Here is a 6,097-nt window from a genome sequence, read left to right on the forward strand (position 1 = left end):
GCACCAGGCCATGTATTTTTTCATAATTGCCAGACAGCTTCAAAACAGCATAAATCAGCCCTCTTTTCAAAGGGGAGGGCGCCACAAGCAGGTTATTGTAAAAGATCGTGCCCTTCAGCGCTTTTAATGTCTGCCTGGCTGTAATCTTTGGAAAAAATGCCTGTATCACCGCCGCATTTTCCGGCGTGGCTGCAATGTGTCCGGCCAGCTTTTGTCTTATGGGATTCAAACCGTCTCTCACCATAAGCTCCCTGTCAAATTCCGCTTCGATCTCTGTGTGGGAAACGCCGCTTTTCTTGATTTTTTCATCAATATATCCGTGGCAGGTCACATCCAGGGCAAAATGGCAGATAAATCCATATACATAGGACAGACAGGCCTCTTTGTCCGGGCGGGATTTTATAACCTTTGCAGCTCTTGCAAAAAAATAGCTTCCCGGTTTATCGTGCATGCCATGTCCCGTCCGGTTTACGGGATTCGATGAAAGGGGCTTGTAATAAAATAGAATGTCCGGGCCGTGCAGTCCAATCAAAAACAGCTGGGGATATTTTTCTATGATCTGCCTTTCCGGCTTCCCCAGGAGTGCTTTTACCTGCAGACCCATTTTGTGGTGAGCATACATGGATGGCATAGTAGTCTCCTTTTCTCATAGGAAGTAAGGCCGGATGGGGATATCCGGCCTTGTGTGTCTATCTTTCTTATTTATTTTATCATTTTTTTCATAAAATACAATCTGTTTTGGGTGAAATCTACCTAAGTTTCAGGTAAAATCCATTTCGTCAGGCGAGAATCTCCCCCTGTGTAGAGATGGTGACCACCTGCCAGGGAAGAAGCTTTCCACTCATTTTCAGAGCTGTGACCGCTGCATGCTCGATGCCGCCGCAGCAAGGCACCTCCATGCGCACGATTGTGAGTGCGCTGATCTCATTGCGCTTTATAATTTCCGCAAGCTTTTCTGTATAATCCACTCCGTCCAGCTTAGGGCAGCCAACCAGCGTAATTTTTCCCCTGATAAAATCCTGATGAAAATCAGCGTAGGCATAAGCTGTACAGTCCGCTGCAATCAGCAGATGGGCTCCCTGAAAATACGGAGCGGTAAGGGGCGCCAGCTTGATCTGCACCGGCCACTGGCGAAGCTGGGACCTGCTGGAAGGCTGTTCCTTGTCTGAAAGCTCCTTCTGACTTGAAAGCTGTCCTTTGCTTGAAAGCTGCTTCTTGCTTTCTTGTACTGCCGCCTCATCATAAGCTGCAGCCTCCCGCTCCACAAAGGTGATAGCCCCCACCGGGCAGGCGGGAAGGCAGTCCCCCAGGCCGTCACAGTAATCTTCCCGCAGAAGCGCAGCCTTTCCATTTTTCATGCCGATGGCTCCCTCGTGACAGGCCTGTGCGCAGATGCCACAGCCGTTGCACTTTTCCTGATCTATCTCAATGATTTTCCGTATCATGACAATTCCTCCATTCAATAGAATTTTACAGGCTTTTTCTTGACTTTACAGCAAAAGTATACTATGCTTTTTGCAAAAAGTACGTTGTTAAAACAACAAAAATGGAGAAAAAATGAAAAATTCCCTTTTGTGCAATACCGCCTTGTTTCGGGGCATCGATCAAAAAGAAACAGACTCCCTGCTTTCCTGTCTCCAGGCATATGAAAAGAGCTATGAGAAAAATCAAGTGATTCTTCACGCAGGAGATATGGTGGACTCCCTGGGAATGGTTTTAGAGGGCACTGTCCTGATAGAAGCCGACGATATCTGGGGAAACAGAAGCATCCTGGACAAGGCGGAATGCGGACAAATCTTTGCGGAAACCTATGCGCTGCTGCCGGGGGAGCCTTTGATGGTAAATGTTACTGCCGCCTGCTGCTGCCGTATTCTCTTTTTAAATATCAGAAAGCTTATCCAGACCTGCAGCGCCAGCTGCCCCTTTCACCACAAGATGATTGGGAATCTCCTTTCTTTGTCCGCCGAGAAAAATCTCAAGCTGTCCCGGCGCATTTTTCACACCTCCCCAAAATCCATACGGGGAAGGCTTATCTCTTATTTTTCCCAACAGGTAAGGCAAAGCGGCAGCTATCAGTTTACCATCCCCTTTAACCGAAAACAGCTGGCAGATTATCTGGGGGTTGACCGCAGCGCCCTCTCCAACGAGCTTTCTAAAATGCAAAAGGAAGGTATTCTCTCCTATGAAAAGAATACCTTCCGCATGATACCCTAAAAGTCAGCCAGCTTATGCTTCCACAAACGCATCCTTGCCTAAGCCGCAGAGAGGACAAACCCAGTCATCCGGAATATCCTCAAAGGCCGTTCCCGGTGCGATTCCGCCATCGGGATCGCCCACCTCAGGATCATATACCCAGCCGCATGCTTCACATACATATTTCTTCATAGTCTCTTCCTTTCTTCTTTCCTTTTATTGTTTCTATGTGATAAACCGCTCCAGGCGGTTTCAACACCGAGTTCTATGCTTCCCCGCCATACAGGGCCGCCAGTCTCTGCAGATAAGCCAGCCGCTCTTTTGCCTGATTCTCCGCCTGGGCAAACAGCTCCTGTGCCCGCTCTGGATTCGAGCGCTGCAGGGCGTTGTAGCGCACCTCTCCGGACAGGAAATCCTGATAAGCTTCCGTGGGCAGCTTGCTGTCTAAGGTGAATGCACCGGCCTGCGTACCCTTGTTGCGGGGATCAAACCGGAACAGATGCCAATACCCAGTCTTTACCGCCTTTTCCTCTTCCGTCTGGGAACAGGACATTCCAACCTTGATTCCATGGCTGATACAAGGAGCGTAAGCAATGATCAAAGAAGGACCCTCATAGCTCTCTGCCTCCAAAAAGGCCTTGATGCACTGGTTATAATCAGCTCCCATTGCGATCTGCGCCACATACACATTGCCGTAGCTCATGGCAATGCTGGCCAGATCCTTTTTGCGGGTAGCCTTGCCCCCCGCCGCAAACTTTGCAACAGAGCCCGTAGGCGTGGACTTGGAGGACTGTCCTCCGGTATTGGAATACATTTCTGTGTCAAATACCAGAATGTTGATGTCCTGGCCGCTTGCCAGCACATGATCCAGACCTCCAAAGCCGATATCATAGGCCCAGCCATCGCCACCGAAAATCCACTGAGATTTCTTGCCCAGGAAATCCTTTTCCTCCAAAATCTCCAAAATCTCGTTTTGCTGCTCACCTTCAGCCTCTTTCGCCAGACAGGCCTCAAGCCGCTTTGTGGCTTGCCCATTTAAGGCTCCATTCTGGAAGGTATCCATCCACTGTCCGATGGCTTCCCTCAAAGTCTCGCTTATGCCTTGCGTGCTCAGCGCCTCCAGTTCTTCCTTAAGCCGCTCTCTGATGCTTTTTTGTGCCAGCAGCATGCCATAGCCAAACTCTGCCGCATCCTCAAACAAAGAATTGGACCAGGCCGGACCTCTTCCCTGATCATCCGTGGTATAGGGCGTGGAGGGAGCAGAATTTCCCCATATGGAAGAACATCCTGTTGCGTTGGCAATATACATCCTGTCTCCGAAAAGCTGTGTAGCAAGCTTTGCGTAGGGCGTCTCCCCACAGCCTGCGCAGGCTCCCGAAAACTCCAGAAGGGGCTTTTTAAACTGGCTGCCCTTTACTGTGGAAGCCTTAAATTTCTCTAAAACCTCCGGCTTTGCAGGCAGTGCCTTGCAATAATCAAACTGCTTCTGCAGCGCTGTCCTCTCTGCCTTGGACAGTGTGGAAACCGCCGTCATGGAGAGAGCCTTGGCGCCCATCTTGCCCGGACATACATTAGCGCAGGAGCCGCAGCCCACACAATCTGCAGGAGACACTGTGATCGCAAAATACATTCCCGGCATCCCCATCATAGGAATCAGCTTCATGCCCTCCGGAGCGGCGTCAGCCTCTTCTTTTGTGAGCACCGCAGGCCGGATAACCGCATGAGGACACACAAAGGCACAGCGGTTGCACTGAATACAGTTTTCACAATTCCAGGCGGGAATATCCACCGCCGTATTTCGGCGCTCATGGGCCGATGTGCCAGAAGGAGCGGAACCATCCTGATACTCCAAAAAGGCTGATACCGGAAGCGCATCTCCCTTTTGCGCATTTACCTTCTGCTGAATCTGCTCCACATATTTTACCACCTCAGGCCTGTCCTGCAGGGTTTCTGTCTTTTGCTCCTCTTCCACGGCATCCGCCCACCGCTCCGGAACCTCCACCTTTACGATATTTTGAGCTCCCGCATCAATGGCATCATAATTCATCTGTACCACCTGGTCGCCCTTTTTCTGATAGCTTGCCCTGGCGGCGTCCTTCATATACTGAAGGGCGTCTTCCCCGGGAATAATATCTGTCAGCGCAAAAAAGGCGGACTGCAAAATGGTATTGATTCTTCCCTTTAATCCGATCTGTCTGCACAGCTCCACACCGTCTATGATATAAAAGCGGATATGGTTTCTGGCTATGAACCGCTTTACCGAAGCGGGCAGCTGTTCCTCTAGCTGCGCGCTGTCCCAGGTGCAGTTTAACAGGAAAATGCCTCCCTCCTTCAAATCCTGCACCATGTCATATTTGCGCAGATAGGACTGATTGTGGCAGGCCACAAAGTCTGCCTTTTCTATCAAATAGGTGGACTTGATGGGGCTGTCTCCAAACCTCAAATGAGAAACAGTAAGCCCTCCTGATTTCTTGGAATCATAAGAAAAGTAAGCCTGTACATATTTATCCGTATGATTGCCGATAATCTTAATGGAATTTTTATTGGCTCCCACTGTTCCGTCACTGCCAAGTCCCCAGAATTTGGCGCTGTAAATGTCCTTTGGCGCAGTGTGGATTTGTTCCGTAACCTCTAAGGACAAGTGCGTCACATCATCCAAAATTCCCACAGTAAACCGCTTCTTTTCCCGGTTGTCAAACACTGCCTTGATCTGGCTTGGGGTGGTGTCCTTGCTGCTTAAGCCGTATCTGCCGGAAAAAATCTCAACGCTATGGAATTTACTGTCCCGCAGGGCTGCGGCCACATCCAGATAAAGGGGCTCGCCTATGGCGCCAGGCTCCTTGGTGCGGTCCAGTACAGTAATTCTTTTTACAGAATCCGGGATGACTGCAAGCAGATGCTCTGCACTGAAGGGGCGGTATAAATGAACCTCCACTACCCCCAGTCTTTCCCCGGCAGCATTCAGATAATCCACCGTCTCCTCGATAGTCTGACACACGCTGCCCATGGCTATGATCACATGCTCCGCATCCTCAGCGCCGTAATAATTGAATAATCCGTAATGGGTTCCTATTCTCTCATTGATCTGGTTCATATAAAACTCCACGAGACCCGGCAGCGCATCGTAGGCCCCATTGCTGGCCTCTCTTGCCTGAAAGAAGATATCCGGATTCTGGGCGGAGCCCATCTGCCTGGCGTGATTGGGGTTTAAGGCGTTCTTACGAAATGCCTTTACAGCCTCCAAATCCATCAGCGTCTTTAAATCCTCATAGTCCCATGCTGCAATCTTTTGTACCTCGTGGGAGGTGCGGAAGCCGTCAAAAAAATGAAGGAAGGGCAGTCTGCCCTTAACCGCCGCCAGATGTGCCACAGGGGCCAGATCCATTACCTCCTGCACGGAAGCGCTGGCCAGCATGGCCACCCCTGTCTGCCTGCAGGCATATACATCGGAATGATCACCAAAAATGGACAGCGCATGACTTGCTATGGTTCTTGCCGCAACATGAAACACTCCCGGAAGCCGTTCTCCCGCAATTTTGTATAAATTGGGAATCATAAGCAAAAGTCCCTGGGAGGCTGTGAAGGTAGTGGTCAAGGCTCCCGCCGCCAGAGAGCCGTGCACAGCTCCCGCTGCACCTGCCTCAGACTGCATCTCCGTTACCTGAACCTCCTGTCCGAAAATATTTTTCCTTCCCTGATTGGCCCATTCATCCGTCACCTCTGCCATGGTAGAGGATGGGGTGATGGGATAAATGGCGGCCACATCGCTGTAGGCATAGGCCACATGAGCCGCCGCCTGATTGCCGTCCATTGTCATCTTTTTCCGCACCATACTATCACCTCTTTTGAAAAAACTTACACTCTAACTGCTTCTTGCTATTTTGATATCATTATACTATAATAG

5 protein-coding genes are annotated in these 6,097 nt (G+C 50.2%); 1 reads left to right on the forward strand and 4 read right to left on the reverse strand.

What is annotated here, in order from left to right:
* Both AC1WIP_RS10095 and AC1WIP_RS10100 read right to left on the reverse strand, forming a co-directional pair.
* Nucleotides 1–631, reverse strand: a 631-nt coding sequence (locus AC1WIP_RS10095; protein ID WP_481141708.1) for a zinc dependent phospholipase C family protein, incomplete at its 3' end; no start/stop codon positions are given.
* A gap of 148 nt (nucleotides 632–779) precedes the next feature.
* Nucleotides 780–1,445, reverse strand: a complete 666-nt coding sequence (locus AC1WIP_RS10100) for an ATP-binding protein (RefSeq protein ID WP_481141709.1) — start codon at nucleotides 1,443–1,445, stop codon at nucleotides 780–782.
* 112 nt (nucleotides 1,446–1,557) lie between these two features.
* On the opposite strand from AC1WIP_RS10100, the gene AC1WIP_RS10105 reads away from it, so the two are divergent.
* Complete coding sequence (locus tag AC1WIP_RS10105; protein ID WP_481141710.1) at nucleotides 1,558–2,214, forward strand: Crp/Fnr family transcriptional regulator; 657 nt, start codon at nucleotides 1,558–1,560, stop codon at nucleotides 2,212–2,214.
* 12 nt (nucleotides 2,215–2,226) lie between these two features.
* Here AC1WIP_RS10105 and rd read toward each other — a convergent pair whose 3' ends face one another.
* The gene (rd, locus tag AC1WIP_RS10110; protein WP_318703290.1) at nucleotides 2,227–2,385 is read right to left on the reverse strand and encodes a rubredoxin; all 159 of its coding nucleotides are present in this window, start codon (nucleotides 2,383–2,385) and stop codon (nucleotides 2,227–2,229) included.
* A 73-nt stretch (nucleotides 2,386–2,458) separates the two neighbouring features.
* Nucleotides 2,459–6,025, reverse strand: coding sequence for a pyruvate:ferredoxin (flavodoxin) oxidoreductase (gene nifJ / locus AC1WIP_RS10115; protein ID WP_481141711.1), 3,567 nt, complete (start codon nucleotides 6,023–6,025; stop codon nucleotides 2,459–2,461).
* Nucleotides 6,026–6,097 lie beyond the last annotated feature (72 nt).

The organism is Acetatifactor sp., assembly GCF_982438285.1.

Coding starts and splice junctions, on each gene's coding strand:
- nifJ (WP_481141711.1), bottom strand. CDS start 6,025: ATGGTGCGGAAAAAGATGACAATGGACGGCAATCAGGCGGCGGCTCAT.
- rd (WP_318703290.1), bottom strand. CDS start 2,385: ATGAAGAAATATGTATGTGAAGCATGCGGCTGGGTATATGATCCTGAG.
- AC1WIP_RS10100 (WP_481141709.1), bottom strand. CDS start 1,445: ATGATACGGAAAATCATTGAGATAGATCAGGAAAAGTGCAACGGCTGT.
- AC1WIP_RS10105 (WP_481141710.1), top strand. CDS start 1,558: ATGAAAAATTCCCTTTTGTGCAATACCGCCTTGTTTCGGGGCATCGAT.